We start from the raw sequence: 19198 nt of genomic DNA, 5'->3' as shown, positions 1-19198 counted from the left end.
GGATAGGCCACGCCAATGGGAAGGCGCTTTTCCAGCGGATGAATGGTGACATCGGCCGCTTCGACCTGAACGTCCATCGGCACCTCGACATGCACGGGACCCGGGCGGCCGGTGAGCATGGCGTTGAAGGCGCGATGCATAATGCTCGGCAGGACCTGCACGGACTGGGCTTGCCATGCCCGTTTTGTCACCTGCTCGGTGATGCGGGGGAAAGCATTGTCCTGTTGGCGCTCGATCTCCTGCATGGTGCCATGGCCGTGCATGTAGGTCTGTGGCGAGCCGGAGACGTAGAACAGCGAGGTGGAATCGCAATAGGCTGTGGCGAGGCCAATAATTGTGTTGGTCGCACCTGGCCCGACCGATGTCGAACATGCCATTGGCCGGCCGCTTGCACGGAAATAACCGTCCGCCATGTGAACGGCGCTTTGTTCGTGCATCACCTGGATGAAGGGCAGTTGCGAGCCTTCCTCCAGGAAGGCATCGAACAGAGACCAGATGCCATGGCCGGGAACACCAGCCACGTATTCGACGCCATATTCCTTGAGCGCTTTCGCGACGATCTGCCCGCCGGTCAGTTTCATTGTTCGACCCTCTTGTCTTTGTTGGCGAGGCGATTGTGGATATGCTCCTCGTCCATGCGCCTAGTAAGCAGTCATCTGTGGCTGCGCGACAAGTTCGCAGGGTAGCTTTAATAGACGCGATGTGACGCGCTGAGAAAGAAGCATTGCGACATATGGGATCGGTCAGTTCTCGTGGGCTGCGAACTCAGCCGCATAGCGGGCTCGTTTTTAGTCGGAAGCCATTTTGCCCCCTTAGCAGCGCATTTGGCGCAACGTGACGCGACCGGAACCTTAGGTCGCGCACGAATTCGGGCTGCCGCGCAGTTCCCCCTCGGCATGCGATATGTCTTGATTGCGCGGGTAGTCGGCTCGCGATGGTCAAAGCCATGAGCAACCAGAGTGGTTATCGGCCTGGCGCCGCAGAGCCAGCGAGGCTCTATGCCACCGTCGTGATCCGGCAGGGACCTGGCATTGGCTAATCCGGTAGTCAAGCGACGGGCACAGCAATGACGACGAAGCGCAACCAGCTAATTCTTCATGCTCTCGTGGCGCGACACGGCACGCTGGCCCTAGATGTGGATATTGCGCGCGAGCTCGGCTTCGACGGACTGGAAGCCTCTGGGGCCAAGATCCGCGCTTTTCTGGATGCCGGGTTCACTTTCCAGGAGCTGCGCCGCTTGATCGATGACATGTTCATTCCAGGCATCGGATTTCTTCTCGATGTGGAGCGCCACGGCAATGCCCGCAAAGCATTGCTGAAGGACGCGGAAGAGTTGATAGAACTCGCCGTCTCGGTTGGAGCGAAGGGCATTCAGGTCATCACCGGTCCAATCAGTCTCGCGGCTCTCGATCCCGAGGCCAGCAAGAGGCACCCGGATCTTTACCGAGGCGTCGTCGGGCTGCCGATCGAGGAGCAGATCGACATCACGGCGTCCGGGCTGGCAGCCGTCGCCGACCTCGCTGCTCAACGCAACCTGGTCATCTACCATGAGGCGCTGTCCTGGACCCCACTCAATACGATTGACAGGCAGCTTCTGACCATAAGGAAAGCGGCACGCGACAACATACGCGTCGTCGTCGATTTCTGGCACTGTTACACCTCCGGCGACGGCCCGGAACGCATTTCGCAATTGGACAAAGACCTCATCTACGGAGTTCACATTTGTGACTCTCTTGCGTTCAGCGGTGGCATCCCTAACGAGCCTGTTCTTCGCGACGTCGAAACCGGCAAGGGCGTATTGAACCTGAGAGAGTGGGTGGCTGCAGTGAAATCCACCGGCTACGACAGCTGGTGGAGTTGCGAGTTGTTCTGCAAAAAGCAGCACCAGATGGACAGCTACGATGTGGCGCGCGGTCTGAAAATCCTGATGCAGGATCTCGTCGCTCGTTAGTCATCCGGCGAGATGGACGCAAGGCCCTGCGAAGGATCTATCGCAGCCTTCAGCCAATGTGGTCGATAAGCGTGCCTTGGCGGCGAAACGGTTCGAGGGTCTCGGCATCAAGCTGGCGCCCAGCGAGCATATGGTCGATCGCGTCAGGTCCCGAAACCTGAAAGGGGGCGGTTTTCGCGATGCTCTCGGCCGTAGCGACAACTACTCTCGCGGCGCTTCGGCGGCACATAACGCGCTTGATTTCGGCGTCGGGAAGGTCAAAGGCGGTCAAGCCGACGGAAGGATGGACCGCGCAATCGGCGACAAAGAAGAGGTCGGCGTTGAACTGCTCCAATTGCGAAAGGGCGACAGTTCCAAGAGAGCATCCTCTGCCATGGTCGAACAAGCCGCCCAGAAGAATGGCGCTCGCTTGACGATGCCCTTCCAGTGCAGTGGTGACGCGTGGGGAATTTGTGACAATCGTCAACGAGATGTCGCGGGGCAAGGCGGCGGCGAAGGCAACGCAGAGGGCTGCATGGTGCATTATAATCGTTGCGCTGGGTTGTACGAGCTTCGCTGCGGCAGCAGCCAGCGGCGCGAGATCCGTGGCCGAGATTTTCAACCGCTCGGGCCCGGCTTGAGCTCGCGACGCCCTTGCCAGCGCTCCGCCATAGACCCTGCGGCAAAGTCCGGCTCTGGCAAGATCGCGTAGATCGCGGCGCACAGTGTCTTCAGAGACACGAAATTCATGAGCCAGCGCGTTGGCCAGGACCTTGCCATGCTCCGACAGTCTGTCGCGAATGATCGCTTGGCGTTCTTCAGCAAGCATTTCCAAACATCCTTAGGACCCGGGCAACTTTCAATTCGGTTCCAGCCCAGCGGACATAAATCCCAAGCGCCTCATGCCGCAATGTCGTCGTGAACAGACATCACGCTTGGCCTACGACAGGGGCGCGCGCTGCGGGCGACGACGCCAGTCGATCCTGCCGGCGAGCTTTGGAATGCACTTCAGGATCGGTAGAACCGGCTCGCGACCAATCCGCAGCTCATCGTGCCTGACGCCCCCGCTGCATGCAGGAGATGCTGCGCTTTTGGCGTGGCGCCGGCGCGTCTTGTGGAGCGACTATGATGTCGGTGCGGCTATCGCGATAGAGCGCTCGGCTCTCATTCCGATCGAACGGCATCAACGGTCGCATCACTGTGCGTCACTGATTGGAGCCGTGCGAAATTGTCGCTCGATTGAGCGAGTGGGAGGATGCCTTCAATCGTGACGCGGGCGCTGCCGGATTGAGCGACGCGCGACGCCTGTCTTTCCAGACCCGATGAGAGCCGGGCCAAATGCGCAAGAGTACCCCATGAACCTCCTGACAGATGACATCCCCCGCAAACGTCGCCTTCGCGCGGGTATGGTTGGAGGAGGACGAGGTTCCTTTTTTGCAAGCCGGCATCGAACTGCCATGCGGCTAACCAATCGTTTCGAACTGGTGGCAGGCGCGTTCTCGTCTGACCGTCACGCCTGCATTGAAGCCGGCCAGGCCCTAGGAGTGGCTTGGGACCGCACCTACTTCAGCTTCGGCGACATGGCAGCGGCGGAAGCGGCGCGCGATGATGCCATCGAAGTCGCGATTATCGTTACGCCCAACCATCTCCATTTCGAGCCATGCAAACTGTTTCTCGAAGCGGGGATTCCCGTCATCTGCGAAAAACCGCTGGTCCATTCGTCGGAACAGGCGCGCGAGCTTCAGCGGATAGCAGCGGCAAATGACACGTTCTTTGCCGTGACATACACCTATACGGGCTATCCCATGGTCCGAGACGCGCGCGCTCGTATCCGCGCAGGCGAAATCGGTCAGGTTCGCTTCATGCATGTGGAGTATCTGCTCGAATGGCTGGTCAACGACCCGTCGAAATTGGGCAAAGGCGGGATATGGCGCGGCGACCCGGCAAAAGCAGGACCGACGGGCGCGCTGGGGGATATCGGAACCCACGCCTTCAACATCCTCGAATTTGTTTCCGGACTCCGGTGCACCGCACTCAACGCCAATTTGATGCGAACCGTTGACTCCTTCGGGCTAGACGACACTGACGTGATCCAGTTGGAATTCGAGGGCGGCGCCAACGGCCTCTTGTGGTCCTCTCTTGCCGCTCCGGGCCACCGCAACGGCCTGCGTTTCAAGATCGTCGGCTCGAAGGCCACCCTCGAGTGGCGTCAGGAGGCACCGGAGACACTCACGGTGTCCCGCCTCGGCGAAGGCGACCTTACCTATCGTCGCGGCCACGGCGACATATCCTCGGATGCGCAACTTGCGACCAGTCTGCCGGCGGGCTCTCCTGAAGGTTACCTCGAGGCACTCGCCGTTCTATACAGCGATTATGCGACTGCGCTTGAAGCCGGCCGAAACTGGCGAGGTGCGCTCCCGGTGCCAATCGCAGACGTTTACGAAGGGCTGCGGGGCGTTCTGCTTTCCGAGATCGGCGTCAGTTCTTCAGCTTCCAAATCGTGGATTGCCTTCCCCGGCTCCGAGCAGACGAGCCAATGATCTTCTAAATCCTTGCCAAGGTGACACATGTCAAAGCCACCGGACCCATCATTCTTGCACCGTCTCGCTGATTTGGCGGATGCCGAGACGCTGCCCCGCTATATGGTCGAGCTTGCCGTCGATACCAAGCCGAAGCCCGGATATAGATTCGATCCGGTGACCGAGGCTGATCGAGAAGCAGAAATCGCGTTGCGTGCCGCCATAATGGCGGAGTTCCCGGATCACGCTGTACTTGGAGAGGAATTCGGCGAGACGGGCGGCGGTAGCGACTGGCGTTGGGTGCTTGATCCCGTGGACGGAACCCGACCTTTTATCTGCGGCATCCCCGTCTGGGGAACGCTCATCGGTCTGACGGTTCGCGGGCGCGCCGAGATGGGGATGCTCAGCCAGCCCTATATCGGCGAACGGTTCTGGGCGGACGCAACAGGCTCATGGCGCCAGCGCGCCGGTGAGCCCCAGCCACTCAGGACGCGTGGCATCGACACCCTCTCCGACGCCATTCTCCACACCAACTCCCCCGAACATTTTCACGGCGATCTCAAAGCTGGCTTCGAGCGGCTGAACAGCGCGGTCAAGATGACCCGGTACGGTGGGGAATGTTATGCCTTCGCCATGCTAGCGGCGGGCCGGATCGATCTGGCGGTTGAACCTTCCCTGCAGCCCTACGACATCGTCGCGCTGATCCCGATCATCGAGAAGGCAGGTGGTGTGATCACTCGTCTCGACGGCGGCCGAGCTGAGGAAGGAGGCCCCGTCCTTGCCGCCGCGACGCCGTCGCTGCATCGGTTGGCACTGAATGAACTCGTCCTGAACACCTAAACTGCAAGACATTCAAGCGATTGAACGGGTAGCGTGAAAGTCGGGTTCGTCAAAGCCGAATATAGGGCCGACGAGTAATGCTCTTAGTCGGTTCGCATTTCACATCTGGATCATGTCCGAACCGTCGCCCAGATATTGCAGCACTTCCCTCGGGATGCCTGGGTCGCTCCTGTCAATCACGGTAAGTTCCTTGAGGTGACTGCGTTGGAGCAGGCCCGGCCCCTTGTAGTGCAAGGCGACCTTCGTCGAATAGGGCTGTCGGAAGGCATTGGCGGCAATGCCACTGGCGATGCCGAACATGAAACGCTTCGCATTTCGCTTGACCTGGGCATAGACACCGAAGGTGAGCTCATTGCTCTGGATGCCTTCGAAATCGGCCGTAAACAGCCGGTCCGCAACTGGGAAGCTGAACCCGTAGTACTTGAAGACGTATTCCGTTCTTCCCGGCCGGTCGAAGCTCGGGAACCGCTCGATATAGTAATGCTGGAGAAAATTGTTATTTCGATAGAGGCAGAATGCCGATTTTAGAATGAAACCTTTATAGATCGACGAAAACTGATATCGGTCATAGACACCCAGGATCTCCGAATCCTGCACACTACCGTCGAAGACAATATTCGAGAGGAAGTTGACAAACTCCGGCAGATGGCGCGCCGTGGACATCGCATGAAAAAAGTTGCCATCAATGAGCGTCCTGAACTCCTCGGGGTCGGAGAAGAGGATCGGAACGCTCAATCCGAAGAAGTTAGCGATCGTGCGCAGATTGGCGCTGGACGGCACATGGGCGCCAGAGAGATATTTGTTAAATTGTTGCCGATTGACGTTTAATTTGCGACAAACAGCGGCGACAGACCCGTGGCGATCGCACAAGGTCCTCAAATTTGCCGCGAGCGCGGCGGTATCCCCCGCGATGTGGTTCACCTCGATCGCCTCCCCTATGACGCGAACAGACGCTATCTGTACGTCAGTTTAATGCAGACTTCAACGAGATGCGAAGTTGGCTGCCAGAGGCGAATGCGCCCATACTTGGGGCCAGATCAGGAGCGCCCGGCATGGCAATTCACGGCAAGACTGGGTGGTCAGTTATGGGGACCGGCACCATTGCCACGGAGCAGATGGTCGCGGGCATCAGAGCGCAGGGGCATACTCCGTTGTGGGTGGTCAGCCGCCGAAAGATGGATGCAGCTCATTTCGCTCAGGATCTCGACATTCCGCAATGGACGACCAACCTGTCGGAGGCTCTCGGCGATCCTGACGTCGAGTTCACCTATGTCAGCGCGCGATTGAGGCGGCGGGCCCATTACATCACTGCTGCGGCGAAAGCGCGAAAGAACGTCCTTTGTGACGGACCAATCTCCGAAAACAGCAAAGTAGCCGCTGAGCTTGCGCGTCTGTGCGACGCCGCCGGGATCGTGCTTGCGGTACATCACCCGTTCCGTGCGTCGGCCATACACCAGACCATGCGCAGGCTGATCCTGGATGGTGACATCGGGAAGGTCCAGTCGATCCTTCTTACCCGCGAGGGACCGTACAAGCCCGCAGCCAAGCGCAGAAAGGACGATCTCGACAGCGAGGGCGACATCTATCTCGACATGTCCGTCGACGACATCGACCTTGCCAGGTTCCTGACGGGTGGAGAACCGCGCGAAGTCTCGGCCATTTGCACTGTTGCCGATGGCAGACCCAACCAAATTTCCTATTCCTTCCAACTCGACGATGGCAGTCTGTTTCATGCATTCGAAAGTTTTGCGATCGCCGACCTGGAAAGCACGGTTGTGGTGGCTGGAGATCGCGGCACGCTGATCGCCCACGGTACGCTGAATGGCAAGGCTTCGGGTACGCTCATGCGTCGGCACGCAGCCAAGAACGAGCTCGTGCCGGTTCGCGACGGGGATTCGCATCTTGCTGCAGTCGAGGACTTTGTCAGCGCCGGGGAGCGCAGGCTGACTTGGCTGGCACGGGGGTCAGATAATGTCGCCGCCCTGCGCGCCGCGGAGGCTTTGGCTAAGGCCGCCTCGAAGCGCCGCACCGCCACAGTTCAAGGAGGTCAGCCAACGAGGGGCCTCCTTAAGCGAGATCAATCTGCACAGGATGCTGCGGGCCAGTGACCCGCACCAGAAAGCGAGGAGCAAGAGCGGCCTAGACGCGCCTGGTGTCACGGGATGGCTTCCCCGAATACCCCATTGCACGGGAGATCTGCCCTGCGATCTCGGCAATTCGCCCTCCGGTCGAGGGGACATCCTCGTCGGTAACACGCGCGATTGGTCCACTGATGCTGATGGCGCCGAGCGGGCGCCCCGATTGATCGAAGACGGGTGCACCGATGCAGCGTCCTCCTATGGCGGACTCCTCGTTGTCGATCGCATAGCCTCGCTCCCGGATAAGTGGAAATTCGGCACGCAATTGGTCGACTGTGGTGAGGGTGTTATAGGTGTAACGGGGCAGCCCCGGCTGCTTCAGCAGCACATCCACTTCATGCGGATCAAGCCAGGCGAGAATCGACTTTCCGAGGGAAGTGGCGTGCCATGGGTTGACTACTCCCACGGATGCTCCCTGACGCAACGTCTGCATGGCCTCGATACAATCCACGACAACAACCTCGTGGCGCAGCCAAAGTGCGAAGCTTACCGTCTCGTTGAACTGTTCATGCAAGGTTTCCAGATAGGGGTGGGCTACCGTTCGAACGTCTCTGCGATGGAGTGATTTCTGCCCAAGAATATAAAGCCCAATGCCCAGCACATAGCGATTTCCATTCACCTTTTCGATCAGCCCATGCCCGACGAGACTGGCCACATAACGTGACGTGGTTGGCTGTCCCAGCCCGACCTCGCGCGCGATCATCGACAGCGACATGGGCTGATCAGAGCGCTCAAGAACGCGCAAGACTGCAACCGCCCGATCGACAGCGTCGAAGCGGGCACTTTTTTCCTCGTCGGTGAACAGGTCGTTTGGCAAGATCGTTCCAGCGAATCCCGTAGCAATCGCCCTTTGGTGCTCCAAGTCGAGCCGGTCGTCAATTAAGTCGCGGCGCGGCGTCCAACAACATTCTTGTGTAAGAGTGCTTTGGCGAACGCAGGACGTCATTCGTTCGTCCCGCCTCAACGATACTCCCATCCTTCATGATTATGATGGATTGTGCAATTTCGGAGACCAGCGGCAAATTGTGGGTTATGAAAAGCATCGCAAGGCCGTCCTTCTTCAGATCGAGCAGAAGCTCGACCACGGCCGCCTGCACAGACACGTCGAGAGCCGAAGTGATTTCGTCGCACACCAGAAGCTTCGGTTTGACCGCGAGCGCGCGGGCCACGGCCACGCGTTGACGCTCGCCTCCCGATAGATCGCCCGGGTAAAGATTGACAACCCGTTGCGGTAATCGAACCCGGTCAAGAAGCGACCGCACTTCGGCACCGACCCTTGCTTTGTCAGCCAGCCCCGTCAGGCGAACGGCGCGGGCGATGCTTTGCGCGATCGATTCCTTTGGGTTGAGCGAGCGGTCAGGATTTTGGAAGACGATCTGCATGGCGCTCAAATCTGCCTTGGAGCGACTTGAGACGGCGAACGGCATCAAATGCCCCTCGAACAACAAGCCGCCCGAAGCGTTGCTGTGCAAACCGGTCACGCATCGGCCCGTAGTGGTTTTGCCGCTGCCGCTGCCGCCGACAAGGCCGACGCACTCGCCTTTGCCGACCGAGAATGAAACGCCGTGCACGACCTCGACGTGGCCATGGGCCGCGCGCAGGTTCTTCACCTCGAGGACGCTCTGGATTTTGGCACCGTCGGCCTCGGACGCCGCCGCAGGACCATCGGTTACCAGTCGTGGAATAGCGTCGAGCAGCATGCGCGTATAGTCGTCGCTCGGTGCTGCGAAGACCTGCCTGCGGCTCCCCTGCTCGACGATCCTTCCAGAAAGCATGACGGCCACCCTGTCGGCCACGACGTTCACGACCGCAAGGTCATGGGTGACGTAGACCACGCTGGCGCTGCTGGACTTGACCAGCCTCGCTATCAACTCAAGGATCGTTTGCTGGGTGGATACGTCCAGGCCCGTGGTGGGCTCATCCATCACGATGACCTGCGGAGCCGTGACGAAGGCCATGGCAATTGCGATGCGTTGCAGTTGACCGCCGCTGAGCTCGAAGGGATAGCGTCTCAAAAACTTTTCATCGTCTGGGAGATCGACGCTCCGCAACGCGTCACGCATCAGTTGCTTCATGCCGGTGCCCGAATGGCCGTGCGCCGCAAGAAGCTCGGCCATTTGCTTGCCGACTGACATGCGGGGGCTGAAGCTCGTGGTCGGATTCTGTGGAACCAGCGATACTTTGCCGCCCTGGAAGGCACGTTGCCTCCGGCCCGAGAGTGAGAGGATGTCGGTGCCGGCAATCAAAATGTTGCCGGAGGAAATGCGCATTCCCGGCCGCGCAAAGCCTAGCAAACTCAAGGCGACTGACGTCTTTCCAGATCCCGATTCACCGATGATGGCCAGGACTTCACCCCGCTTCACATGAAGGGAGACGTCGCTGACGATTTCGCGGCCGTTGAGGTCATGCATGAAAAGCGATTGCACAACGAGCGGGATTGCTTCGGTCATTTCAAATCTCTTTCGACCGACCGACCGAGCGCGCAAAGCTGTCGGCAAGCACGTTGACGGCAACGGAGAAGGCAGCAATTGCCAGAGCTGGCGCGATTGCGATCCATGGCGAGATCGTGATGCCAATCCGGTTTTCGCTGATTATCAGACCCCAGTCGGCCGCCGGCGGTGGCAGGCCCAGGCCCAGGTAGCTTAGCGAAGCGTAGAGGATGATCGACCCGCAAAGTCGGACCCCGAAGTCGGCCAGGACCGGTGTCAACACGTTGGGCAGGATGTCAAGGAAGCAGATTGCGGCCCAGCTTTCCCCGCGCGCGAAGGCAGCTTCGACGTACTCGTTCTTTGATATGTCCATCGTGATCAGTCGCACGATACGGAAGATGCGGGGTGAATGCAGGATCACAATCCCTATGATGACTGTGGGCAGGCTTGGCCCGGTCGAGGCGAGAAGGACGAGAAGAAAGATGGCCGGCGGGAGCGCGTAGATCACGTCGGAAATGGCAATCAGAAAAATATCCAGCGGGCCTCGCCGCATGCCCGAGTAGATGCCAAGCGGCACCGCGACTACATAGGCCGCCACGGTCGCGCAAAGCGCGACGACGAGCACAGTCCTCCCGCCATAGAGAAAGCGACTGAAAGTGTCGCGCCCCAGGAAGTCGGTTCCGAGCCAATGCTCGTGGGTTATGGTCGCGAAGGGAGCCCCGACGATTTCATCGAAGGCGTACGGACTGAACAATGGTCCGAACGAGGCGAGGGCAACGATGATGACGACCAGGACCAGAGCGATGCGAGCTGCTGGCTTCGCCAGGGTCAGGCGCAGGACGGAGCGGCGCATACGGTCAATCTCTCCGGCTAGGTCGTGCCGCGCGCCACGCGCAGCCTTGGATTAAGAAGAAGGATCAGCGCTTCGGACACCAGGTTGATAAGCACATAGGTCGCCGTGATGATCAGCGTGATGGCCAGCACTGTCGGCATGTCTCGGTTGATAACCGCTTCCGAGAGCGCGCTGCCGATGCCCGGCAGTTGAAAGACGGACTCGGTGACTACCACTCCGCCGGCCAACCAGGCCGCATTCAACGCGATCGTCTGGATGCTGGGTGTGATCGTGTTGGGAAGAACATGACGTAATAGCACCCGCGCGGGGCTTATGCCCCTCAGCCGTACCATATAGATGTATTCGGCGTTCAACACTTCGAGTGCCACCGCCCGCACCATGCGTACGACCTGGGCCAGCGTTGTGCCGAGCAGGGTCAGGACCGGCAAAATGAAAAGGGTCGATTGAGATGAAAGCGGAAGGCTGTCGTTGATCAGCGAAACCGGCGGCAACCAACGAAGATAAACCGCGAAAAGCACAATCAATACCGTGCCGATTACGAACTCAGGCAGGGCAACGGTCACGATTGTCGGAACTGATATCAGGTGGTCGGCCAATCTGTCTTTGTAGATCGCCGCGGCAACGCCGAGCACGAAGGAGAGCGGTATCAGCAGGAGCAGCGATGTGACCGTCAGTATCAGGGTGTTGACGGCCCTCGGCCCAATCGTCTCCCAGACTGGCCGGCCGGACGGAATTGACCGGCCGAAGTCGCCGGTGAGCGCGCCCCCGATCCAGCTGGCATATTGCACGACGGCCGGCCGATCCATGCCAAACTCGCGCCTGAGCGCCTCCACCGCCGAAGGGTCCGCCTTGGCACCGAGCGCTGCCCGGGCCGGATCTCCCGGCAGATATTGGGTCGCGGCAAAGACGACAATGGAGACGGCAAAAAGAGTGACGACAGCCAGGACTATTCTTGTCAACAGAAGCTGCAGCAAGGGTTTATTCAAGGGGTCTCACCTTCAGAGAAAGGGAGCCGCCGCGGCTTGGCTGGCCACGGCGGCTGCAGTTTACCCGAGATAGACGCTTTCGAACTGGTAATAGCCGAGATTTCTCTGGGTGGAGGGAACGATATTCTTGACCTTGGCGCTGGCGGCGTCGAGAAGATCACGGAAGCCCCAGATGATGTAAGCTCCCTCGTTCCACAGGACCTTCTGAGCCTCCACATAATATTCGCGGCGCTTGGGGCCATCGAACGTGGTTCTTGCCTTGCTTACCCACTTGTCGAACTCGTCACTGGTCCAATCCGGTTCGTTCCAGTAGGCACCCCGGGCATAGCCTTGGCCGAACTGGGATTCGAGAGTGTGCTGTCCCCAATCCGAACTGCCCATCTGCGTCTTTTTGAAGTTCGGGCCGGAATAGTAGCTGTCGGGCGGCACGACCAGAAGTTCGATGTTGACGCCGATCTTCTTGGCCTGGTTGGCGATGAGCGTAGCCGACGCCTGCATGCCTGGAGCGGCATCCGAGGTGTAGAGGGTGATCGCCTGGCTATTGTCAAAGCCCGCCTGCTTGAGCAGCGATTTCGCCTGATCCGGGTCGTAAGCGCGTTGCGGCAGTTCGGAGGCGTAGTCTGGATCCGTGATGCAATGCAGGTCGTTGCCAATCCTGCCATATCCCGACAATGCGTTGTCGAGCAGTTGCTGGCGGTCGATCATGAGCCGGAACGCCTGGCGGACGCGCACGTCCGTAAAGGGTTTCAGGTTCGTCATCATGAATTGGTCGGTCGTGGCACCGCTCTTCGAGCGCAGCAGGGTGAGTGCGGGATTTGCTTCAATCAGGCGCGCAAGACTTCCATCGAGCTGAGCCACGGCGTCGACCTGGTTGGCCACCAGCGCATTCATGCGCGCGGTCGGGTCGTTGATCGCGATGAATTCGACCCCATCGAGATATGGCTGGTCGGGCGTGCGATAGTTATCGCTGCGTGCCAGCGTCACCCGCTGACCGCGGGACCATGACACAAACTTGAAGGGCCCGGTCCCGATCGGCTTGTCGAAGTCGGTCGTGCCGTCCTTCATGAGGAACATGACCTTGCTGCCCAGCACTTGCGGCAACAGCGCATAGGGCTGCTTCAATTCGACTTCGACCGTATTGGCGTCGAGCGCGCGTACCCCTTTCGGCTCCATGAGCGGCGCCAGGTTGGGGTAGGCATCGGCCTTGTTGTCAGAATTGAGGATGTACTGGATGGTGTAGACGACGTCCTTGGCCGTGAAAGGCGCGCCGTCATGCCAGACCACACCTTTCTTGAGCTTGATTTTCCAGACGTTGCCCTCGGCGTTGTGAGTGAAGTCATCCGCCAGCTTGTTGTAGAGATTGCCATCCTTGTCGAAGTCGGTGAGCCGGTCGAAGATCGACTGGGCGACGGCGAAATCCATATCGCCTGTCGAGATGAAGGGGTTGAGCGACGATTTCGCCCCGGCTGCGCCTAGACCGACGCGGAGCGTCCCTCCCCGCTTCGGTTCATCGGCCAGGGCCGGGCGAAGCCCCGCCCCGGCAAGCATCATACCGGTGCCCAACAACAAGCCTGTCTTCAGCACATCGCGCCGCCCGATAAGCGTCGAATCTGCCTTTGGGCGATTTATGTCCTTGCTCATTCCACATTCCCTCCTGTTTAGATGGTTTTCTTCGGCTTATTCATTCAACCAATGGGCGGAGCGCCCGCGCCTGGCCACGGCTTAGGCAAGCAGTCCAGCAAGCTTGAGGGCCTTCAGGATGTTTTCCTGGTCCTGCTTGGCCAGGTTGCCATTGGGCTTGCGCGGTTCACCCACCTTGCGGCCTTGAGCGTTGATGGCAAACTTGATGCGGGCGGGGAAATTCACGCTCTTGGTCATCTCCCGTGCGAGCGGCGCGATCTTGTCCGTCAGCTTCCGGCCAAGGACGTAGTCGCCGGCTGCGTGGGCGGCGAAGATCTCCCCGTACTGTTTCGGGATGACGGTGTTGATGCCGGAAATCGAGGCCTGCGCCCCAAACAGAAAGCTCGCAATGTTCACGCTGTCCGCCCCAGCGGCAATGGCGACCCGGTCGCCGACGGTCTGGACGAGTTCCGTCACCGGCTCCAGCGCCACTTCCTTCACGCAGATGACTTCGGGCAGTTGGGCTACGCGCTGCATGACGGCAGGGGGGTTGAAGAAGTGGTTATAGTAGATGATGGGTAGAGAGGTCGCCGCCCCAACATCCTGGATGAACTTGTCCAGCCCATCGCCCGACGGGGTATTATAGATTGGTGGCCCAAGCATCAGCGCACAGGCGCCGGCCTGCTTGGCGAGCAGACCACGCTTGATGGCGTCGCGGGTGGTGGTTGTGATTATCCCGGCGATTACGCGCAGCTTGCTGTTGGCCGTGGCTGTTTCCACCAAGAGCTCGAGTTCCTCTGCGGAAAGCTCATCGCCCGAACCGGTGCTTCCGCCGACCACGGCAAGGCGAATGCCAGCGCTTTCCATGAACCGAAGCTCACCCTTGAAGAGATCCAGGTCGAGATCACCATCGGGTCTAAACGTCGAAACGAGCGGCGGGATGATCCCCTTGATCTCGTCCTTTTGAAGCACAGTCGCCATTGCAGTTCCTTATTTCACTTAGTGAAAGTCACTATTACTGAATGAACATCCTGCGAAGCGCGGAGCTTGTCAAGGGCATTTCCCAATGACGGCGCTGAATGACCGAGACAGGCTTGCTGCGCTTTGGTTTTCAGCCCGCCGAACCCGTTCGCTGGTCAACAGGCATCTTCGTGCGGGGAGCAGTGAAGCCGGCCATAATGCGACGCGGTCGGAGCACCGATCTTGTGGCGCAAGACGAGAATGCACACAGCGGGGTCATGGCATGAGTTGCGCGGGCTTGGTGGCAACCAAATCCCGCACTACACCCTTTGCGACCTTTGCACTCCTGGCGCGGCGATCGCGCTTGTGCTCAAGGCCCCGTACCTCGGCCGATCCGTAAGGATCACTGTTCTTGCGACCTGGAAACAGGCCACCCCCGTAACGCGACGGCGTGACATCCGTGACCCCGATCACAGTGTCCTGCCCCATCTCGCATCACCGTCGGCGTCTGGCAGGGAAAGCGATGCGGACGACCATAAAGGACGGTCAGTCGCTGTTTGCCCGACCGAGATCGATGATATGAGACGAACTGGCGCAGCTGTCCTCAACGGCCAAAGTACGGTCAGCTATTGTCCGTTGCGCAGATCGCTGATCTTGGCGACAGAAAGCCTGACGTCTGAGAAGACGGCGGTCGTCCCCTCGCCCGTCGGCGATTGAACGCCAAGTCCCATACGCACCGGCCGCCTTGCTACACCGGGCAGAGTGAACCAGCGCAGGAAATTCCAGTATTTGCCGTCTTCCGAAAAATGGAACGCGACCGTCTCGCCATCGCAATAAGCACGCAGCCACACGTGGGCGCCGGAATGACGAGGACCGTCCGAGTCGTCGGATGTGCCGCGCGTCACCACGCTCACGATGGTCGGCTTACGCGCGGCAGAAAATTCGAAGGCGACCTTTGCCCAATTGTTGTCGTCACATTCGATGAAGATCGCGCCGGCATCGTAAGCAGAGGCGAAGTCGACAGAGACCCTGGCAGACAGCGCAAAATGCTGCTCGTCGATCTCGCGCACCAATCGCGTGACATTCGCGGCCCGGCTTTTGCCGCTCGGGGCGAAGAACCAGTCCGTGTTCGCGTTGGCCCGCAGCCGCACCGAGGCGTTCTCGATTGCCGCGGAGCCGTTGTCAGCCCCCTCAACGCGCATGCTGTCGAGCTTCATGTTTTTTCCTTCACTTCAACAAATTCCGCCGAGAGCCGGCCGGTTTGACCGGCTTAAACAGCGCTGAGAACGCCACTCGGCGCCAATGCTTGATATCGTCCGCGAAGCGCGCCAAGGATCGCCGAATTCAGGGGTGGAGTTCTATGGCGAGCCACACCGAATCGGTATCCGCGTAGTAGCGGTGCCATGGGTAGGCCCACTCATTCTTGCCGCTGACCCTGCAGAAGGGGTCATGCGAATAACCGACCGGCATCACAACGTCTTCATAAATTGTCGTTTCGTCACGAAGTCGAAACTTCTGCATCCGGCCGGAGCCGTGGATTTGCGTGTGTGTTTCAAGGAAGCGATGCTCATTGTGAATGAAGCAGTCAGTGTCCCCCGGCGACCACCAAAGGTTCAGCTTGAGCGTGAACGTCTGCGGGGAGCCGGATGCTGCGCGCTCGTTGGTGAATACCAAAGGATCGGTGCTGACCGTGCCGATCTCATCCTGCGGGGAAATGAACAGCGGCGTGTCGCGTGGGAAGCTCTTGATTCGATTGCCAAGCCAGTCCCAGCCGCGGAACATGCACCCCCCGAGATTGGTGGCTTTTCGCACCTTCAGAAGCGCCGCCCGTTCCGCGGATTTGATTTGCCCGCCCTTCAGCCATGTCGATTTCCAGGCAGGCACGATCGCCGGATGCTCATCTCCGGTGATCATCGCGCTGGGGCTGACATTCACAACGACAGCGTCTTCAACGGGATAGTCGCGGACATCTTCGACGAGCTTGGCGAAGATGAAGTCGTCGGCAAACGAAAGGTCTCTCGTCTGGTTCGGCACGGTTTTGTCGTCCATCATCAGGGTAACCTGAGCCCGACCACACCACAATGCGGACGCCAAAAGAAGTGCGCGTCTGGACGATTCTTGTCGTAACTTGACGTCAATTCTGCGCCATATTGCGAAGTGCGCCGGTCCCGGTGGGTAAGCCGGCAATCGGGTGTCTTCGAAAGACTGGCTCTCAGGGCGCCAGCGATGCCAGGCAAAGAGTGACCTCACCACAGCGAACTTTCTCGCTCGGCGCGTCACATTGCTTCCATGTTCCATGCGTTGCGAACTTGTCATGAGCTCTCGATGTTTGCCTACTGGGCGAGATTGGCAGAGGCAGCTTCGACATTGCGTCGTATCGATGATCGAACAGGAGATCTGCCGCGCCAAAATCCGGCATGAAACCCGACCTCAGGCTGGAGCTCGATCAGAGGATCTCGACCCATGACAAAGTATGGCTCGGCGCTCTTGGGCATCCGACCGCGGGATGAAATTATGCAGACCAACTGTGACTACATAGTCGTTGGCGGCGGCTCGACTGGATGCGTGGTTGCCGCGCGGCTTTCGGAAGATCCTGATGCCTCGGTCTTCCTGCTGGAGGAAGGCCCACGCGACTTCAATCCCTACATCCATATCCCGGGTGCCTACTATAAGACCGCACAAGGGCCCCTATTGAAAAGGATTCCCTGGGAACCAACCGCAGCCCAATCCCGTGTCGAGCAGCCGACGATGGTCCAGGCCCGGGTGCTGGGCGGCGGCAGTTCCGTCAACGCGATGATCTATATCCGCGGCGCGCCATCCGACTATGCGCGGTGGGAAGCGCTCGGCGCGGATGGCTGGAATTATGATGATGTGTTGCCCTACTTTCGGCGGTCGGAAGACAACAACCGGTTCTGCAACCAGGCCCACGCCGTAGGGGGACCGCTAGGCGTTTCCGACATCGACCATATCCACCCCCTCACACGCGCCTGGCTGCAGGCGTGCCAGCAGGCTGGGCTGCCCTATAATCCTGATTTCAATTCCGGCGATCAGGCCGGCTGCGGTCTTTACCAGATCACCGCCAAAAACAGGCGGCGCAGCAGCGCCGCAACGGCCTTCATCAAACCCGCCCGCCACCGACCTAATCTCCAGGTTCGAACGGGTTCCACGGTCACGCGGATAATTGTCGAAAAGGGGCGGGCCGTCGGGGTCGAGTATGTAGCGAAGGGCCGCAAATGGGCCCTCATGGCCAGTCGCGAAGTAATCTTGTCGGCAGGTGCGATTGCCTCGCCGAAATTGCTGATGTTATCAGGGATCGGTCCGGCCGACGCTTTGCGCGGACATGGCATTCCTGTCGTTGCCGATCTGCCCGGGGTCGGACAGAACCTGCAGGACCATATCGAGATATCGCTCGTCTATCAGTTGAACGGGCCCCACAGCTACGACAAATACAAGAAGCCGCACTGGAAAGCCGCGGCTGGCCTGAACTATCTACTGTTCAGGGATGGCCCGGCTTCTTCCAATCTGATCGAAGGAGGGGCGTTCTGGTGGGGCAACACAAGCGAAGCGATCCCGGATGTGCAATATTTCATGGTCGTGGGTGCGGGCATCGAGGAAGGCGTCGACGCCGTCCCGGGCGGAAACGGCTGCACGATAAACCTAGGACAGATCCGGCCTCGGTCTCGAGGGGAAGTGACGCTGAAAAGTGCCGATCCTTACGCCAACCCACGCGTGGCCCCGCGGTATTTTTCCGACCCCTATGATCTCGATGCGGTGGTTGAAGGAACGATGGGGGCGTTCGATATCATGGAGCGACCCGCCATCCGCCGCTACATTGCCTCAAGGCAGATCCCGTCCGCCGGGACAGCGACGCCACTACAGGTGAGAAAGTTCTGCCAAGAGGTCGCGCATCCGGCGCTGCATCCTGCAGGCACCTGCCGAATGGGCAAGGACGGCATGGCAGTGGTTGATCCCGAGCTTCGCGTCCACAGTATCGAAGGCCTTCGCGTGGCGGATGCGTCGGTCATGCCAACGCTCATATCCGGCAATCCCAACGCTGTGTGCATTATGATCGGCGAGAGGACTGCGAACTTTGTCCAGCATGGCAAGTAGAAACGCGCGACCCTGCTCCCTCTCAAAGATTAGCCGGCGCCCGCGGTGGCCTGCCTTGGCCACCCCCAACCATGACGGCCTCGCTCCAATCACCGGTGTCTCAATTTGAACGCCACACCAGAGAGAATAGCGATAGTGAAGGACAGCTCGACGATCTCCCCTGCGATCCGAAGCAGCCGTTTCTTTTGCAGCCTTTTCTTTTTGGGAGCAGGCGTCGGCATCGGAGCTTGGGCGTCCTCACTTCCAGTCCTCAGCGCTCAAATGGAACTGGACAAGGCGCAACTCGGGTGGATCCTGATTGGCTTCGCTCTGGGCGCAATTGTGATGATGACCAATATCGGTCGCTTGGCTGCCATTGCCCCGAGCAGTGTGCTCAGCTTGCTGGGATCTCTAACGTTCGGCGCAGCGCTGTTGGCCCTCCCGTACGCCGGTGGCACCTATTGGCTGGCGTTGATTGTGTTTTTTGCCGGTATCGGTTTCGGGACGCTCGACGTATCGATGAATATTGATGCGTCGACAGTGGAGCGTCACATGGGTCGGCAAGCAATGTCCTCTTTTCATGCCGTATTCAGTTTCGGAAGCCTGATCGGCGCATTCGTTGTCGGCCAGATACTGTCCAACGGCGGCGCCTTGGCCGTTTGTCTTGGGGTGGCGGGACTTGGTGTTGCGGCAGTCGCGGTCGTCGCCTGCATAGGATGGAACAATTCAGGCCGGTTCGACGATCCTGCCGACTCCATTGAGGCGACGGATGGCAAATTCGATAATGCAATAAGGAAGCATCTTTACCTGCTTGGTGGCCTGGCATTCTTGGGG

The 19198-nt window shown here is 59.5% G+C and carries 17 protein-coding genes; 6 read left to right on the top strand and 11 right to left on the bottom strand.

Annotation, left to right across the window (positions count from 1 at the left end; genetic code table 11):
* The coding region (locus EOA60_RS01310) for a thiamine pyrophosphate-binding protein (RefSeq protein WP_164899157.1) at window positions 1-581 on the bottom strand (581 nt) is incomplete at its 3' end.
* A 485-nt stretch (window positions 582-1066) separates the two neighbouring features.
* Here EOA60_RS01310 and EOA60_RS01305 point away from each other — a divergent pair.
* Window positions 1067-1951 (top strand): sugar phosphate isomerase/epimerase family protein, encoded by an 885-nt coding sequence (locus EOA60_RS01305; RefSeq protein ID WP_095826382.1) that lies wholly within the window; start codon window positions 1067-1069, stop codon window positions 1949-1951.
* A gap of 49 nt (window positions 1952-2000) precedes the next feature.
* On the opposite strand, the gene EOA60_RS01300 is transcribed toward EOA60_RS01305, so the two are convergent.
* Window positions 2001-2759 (bottom strand): DeoR/GlpR family DNA-binding transcription regulator, encoded by a 759-nt coding sequence (locus tag EOA60_RS01300; protein ID WP_095826383.1) that lies wholly within the window; start codon window positions 2757-2759, stop codon window positions 2001-2003.
* A 526-nt stretch (window positions 2760-3285) separates the two neighbouring features.
* Here EOA60_RS01300 and EOA60_RS01295 point away from each other — a divergent pair.
* Together EOA60_RS01295 and hisN are read left to right on the top strand one after the other, a co-directional pair.
* On the top strand, window positions 3286-4470 hold the full coding sequence (locus EOA60_RS01295; protein WP_095826384.1) for a Gfo/Idh/MocA family oxidoreductase: 1185 nt from the start codon (window positions 3286-3288) through the stop codon (window positions 4468-4470).
* 27 nt (window positions 4471-4497) lie between these two features.
* The gene (hisN, locus tag EOA60_RS01290) at window positions 4498-5289 is read left to right on the top strand and encodes a histidinol-phosphatase (RefSeq protein ID WP_095826385.1); all 792 of its coding nucleotides are present in this window, start codon (window positions 4498-4500) and stop codon (window positions 5287-5289) included.
* A gap of 99 nt (window positions 5290-5388) precedes the next feature.
* Here hisN and EOA60_RS01285 read toward each other — a convergent pair whose 3' ends face one another.
* On the bottom strand, window positions 5389-6210 hold the full coding sequence (locus EOA60_RS01285; protein ID WP_067330581.1) for a helix-turn-helix transcriptional regulator: 822 nt from the start codon (window positions 6208-6210) through the stop codon (window positions 5389-5391).
* Between the two features lie 131 nt (window positions 6211-6341).
* Here EOA60_RS01285 and EOA60_RS01280 point away from each other — a divergent pair, with 131 nt between their 5' ends.
* On the top strand, window positions 6342-7397 hold the full coding sequence (locus EOA60_RS01280; protein ID WP_095826386.1) for a Gfo/Idh/MocA family oxidoreductase: 1056 nt from the start codon (window positions 6342-6344) through the stop codon (window positions 7395-7397).
* 31 nt (window positions 7398-7428) lie between these two features.
* On the opposite strand, the gene EOA60_RS01275 is transcribed toward EOA60_RS01280, so the two are convergent.
* The 8 genes from EOA60_RS01275 to EOA60_RS01240 all read right to left on the bottom strand — a co-directional run bounded on the left by EOA60_RS01275 (window position 7429) and on the right by EOA60_RS01240 (window position 16327).
* Window positions 7429-8244 (bottom strand): IclR family transcriptional regulator, encoded by an 816-nt coding sequence (locus EOA60_RS01275; protein ID WP_245322550.1) that lies wholly within the window; start codon window positions 8242-8244, stop codon window positions 7429-7431.
* Window positions 8245-8302: 58 nt separating this feature from the next.
* Entirely contained in the window at window positions 8303-9877 is a 1575-nt protein-coding gene (locus tag EOA60_RS01270) for an ABC transporter ATP-binding protein (protein ID WP_245322551.1), read from the bottom strand.
* A gap of 1 nt (window position 9878) precedes the next feature.
* Window positions 9879-10709, bottom strand: coding sequence for an ABC transporter permease (locus EOA60_RS01265; protein ID WP_095826388.1), 831 nt, complete (start codon window positions 10707-10709; stop codon window positions 9879-9881).
* Window positions 10710-10726: 17 nt separating this feature from the next.
* The gene (locus EOA60_RS01260) at window positions 10727-11683 is read right to left on the bottom strand and encodes an ABC transporter permease (protein WP_245418846.1); all 957 of its coding nucleotides are present in this window, start codon (window positions 11681-11683) and stop codon (window positions 10727-10729) included.
* 72 nt (window positions 11684-11755) lie between these two features.
* Window positions 11756-13336: an ABC transporter substrate-binding protein gene (locus EOA60_RS01255; protein WP_095826390.1), complete on the bottom strand. Its 1581-nt coding sequence runs from the start codon at window positions 13334-13336 to the stop codon at window positions 11756-11758.
* 81 nt (window positions 13337-13417) lie between these two features.
* A complete protein-coding gene (locus EOA60_RS01250; protein ID WP_095826391.1) occupies window positions 13418-14296 on the bottom strand; it encodes a dihydrodipicolinate synthase family protein in 879 nt (292 codons plus the stop codon).
* Window positions 14297-14901: 605 nt separating this feature from the next.
* Window positions 14902-15492, bottom strand: a complete 591-nt coding sequence (locus EOA60_RS01245) for a DUF1349 domain-containing protein (RefSeq protein ID WP_245322552.1) — start codon at window positions 15490-15492, stop codon at window positions 14902-14904.
* A 127-nt stretch (window positions 15493-15619) separates the two neighbouring features.
* Window positions 15620-16327 (bottom strand): hypothetical protein, encoded by a 708-nt coding sequence (locus EOA60_RS01240; RefSeq protein ID WP_245322553.1) that lies wholly within the window; start codon window positions 16325-16327, stop codon window positions 15620-15622.
* Between the two features lie 462 nt (window positions 16328-16789).
* Between EOA60_RS01240 and EOA60_RS01235 the strand changes: the two genes are divergently transcribed.
* Together EOA60_RS01235 and EOA60_RS01230 are read left to right on the top strand one after the other, a co-directional pair.
* Window positions 16790-18385, top strand: a complete 1596-nt coding sequence (locus EOA60_RS01235) for a GMC family oxidoreductase N-terminal domain-containing protein (RefSeq protein WP_067330764.1) — start codon at window positions 16790-16792, stop codon at window positions 18383-18385.
* Window positions 18386-18520: 135 nt separating this feature from the next.
* Window positions 18521-19198: MFS transporter (locus EOA60_RS01230; RefSeq protein WP_164899156.1), on the top strand; the 678-nt coding region annotated here is incomplete at its 3' end.

It is taken from the genome of Mesorhizobium sp. M1A.F.Ca.IN.020.06.1.1, assembly GCF_004023265.1.
Classification (GTDB): Bacteria; Pseudomonadota; Alphaproteobacteria; order Rhizobiales; family Rhizobiaceae; genus Mesorhizobium.
The sequence above is the reverse complement of the archived record's forward strand: the minus strand, read 5'-3'. Positions and strand labels throughout refer to the sequence as shown.

Coding starts and splice junctions, on each gene's coding strand:
- EOA60_RS01295 (WP_095826384.1), top strand. CDS start 3,286: ATGAACCTCCTGACAGATGACATCCCCCGCAAACGTCGCCTTCGCGCG.
- EOA60_RS01270 (WP_245322551.1), bottom strand. CDS start 9,877: ATGACCGAAGCAATCCCGCTCGTTGTGCAATCGCTTTTCATGCATGAC.
- EOA60_RS01250 (WP_095826391.1), bottom strand. CDS start 14,296: ATGGCGACTGTGCTTCAAAAGGACGAGATCAAGGGGATCATCCCGCCG.
- EOA60_RS01300 (WP_095826383.1), bottom strand. CDS start 2,759: ATGCTTGCTGAAGAACGCCAAGCGATCATTCGCGACAGACTGTCGGAG.
- hisN (WP_095826385.1), top strand. CDS start 4,498: ATGTCAAAGCCACCGGACCCATCATTCTTGCACCGTCTCGCTGATTTG.
- EOA60_RS01305 (WP_095826382.1), top strand. CDS start 1,067: ATGACGACGAAGCGCAACCAGCTAATTCTTCATGCTCTCGTGGCGCGA.
- EOA60_RS01245 (WP_245322552.1), bottom strand. CDS start 15,492: ATGAAGCTCGACAGCATGCGCGTTGAGGGGGCTGACAACGGCTCCGCG.
- EOA60_RS01280 (WP_095826386.1), top strand. CDS start 6,342: ATGGCAATTCACGGCAAGACTGGGTGGTCAGTTATGGGGACCGGCACC.
- EOA60_RS01255 (WP_095826390.1), bottom strand. CDS start 13,336: ATGAGCAAGGACATAAATCGCCCAAAGGCAGATTCGACGCTTATCGGG.
- EOA60_RS01240 (WP_245322553.1), bottom strand. CDS start 16,327: ATGATGGACGACAAAACCGTGCCGAACCAGACGAGAGACCTTTCGTTT.
- EOA60_RS01265 (WP_095826388.1), bottom strand. CDS start 10,709: ATGCGCCGCTCCGTCCTGCGCCTGACCCTGGCGAAGCCAGCAGCTCGC.
- EOA60_RS01235 (WP_067330764.1), top strand. CDS start 16,790: ATGCAGACCAACTGTGACTACATAGTCGTTGGCGGCGGCTCGACTGGA.